The sequence below is a fragment of the Lactobacillus hamsteri DSM 5661 = JCM 6256 genome, from assembly GCF_000615445.1.
In the GTDB taxonomy this organism is placed as follows: domain Bacteria; phylum Bacillota; class Bacilli; order Lactobacillales; family Lactobacillaceae; genus Lactobacillus; species Lactobacillus hamsteri.
Map to the genome: position 1 here is coordinate 1 of NZ_BALY01000074.1, position 934 is coordinate 934.

Genomic DNA, 934 nt, shown 5'->3' on the forward strand with positions numbered 1-934 from the left:
TTTAGCGGATATTTTTTGAAATTACTTATGATTTTGTTCAAAATCAGCCACTGCACCACGTAAATTTGCATCACTTTTAAGTTTACAAATAGCCAAATCAGGTTTAATTGTAACGAGGTTAGGCATACTCTTTCTAATTTTTTCGATTTCTTCGTTAAGTAAGGTTAAGAGTTTAGGATTATTTGAAATTCCGCCGCCCAATACAATTTTTTCTGGATCAAAACTATGTTGAATATTAAAGATTGCTGTAGCAAGGGCATGAAGCATTGTATCTCTTTCTTGAGCCGCAATTGGATCATTATTGTCTGCGGCTTCAAAAACGTCTTTTCCGTTAGCATGTTTTCCTGTTCGAGCATTATATCTTTTAGCCATTGCAACAGGTGAGGCCAAAGCTGACAATTGTCCATCATTAATCATCATATAGCCAAATTCACCGCCATATAGGTGAGCACCGTGCCAAATTTTTTGATTAATGATTAAAGCACCACCAACGCCAGTTCCGATGACAAAGAATGCCATTGAATTGCAGCTCTTGCCACTACCGTCTGCCAGTTCTCCTAATGCAGCAGAATTGGCATCATTTTCAATAGTAACGGGTAATTCAAAACGCTTTTCGAGTTCATCGACAATTTTAAAGTTATGAATGTAAGGAATAGCGCTTGAGCCTCCAATAATTCCTGTTTCTTTGTTTACTGCACCTGGAGATGAAATTGCTACGCCATCGATTTTATTTTCGCTTTTAATTTTATTAACTTCATCAGTTAAAACAGTGTAGAATTCTTCAAGTGTTTTAGGAGTGTCTACTGCGTGCTTATTTTGTAATTTATTATCTTTCCAAGTTGCGATTTTAATTGTTGTACCGCCAATATCAATTGCTGCTAAATTCATTTTAATCTCCTTAATAAAAATATATACTTTTAGGTATAATAATAAA

General features: G+C 34.9%; 1 protein-coding gene. It reads right to left on the minus strand.

The window, feature by feature from the left end:
- Window positions 1–21: 21 nt before the first annotated feature.
- Window positions 22–888, minus strand: a complete 867-nt coding sequence (locus JCM6256_RS09190) for an ROK family protein (protein ID WP_025081374.1) — start codon at window positions 886–888, stop codon at window positions 22–24.
- Window positions 889–934: the final 46 nt, after the last annotated feature.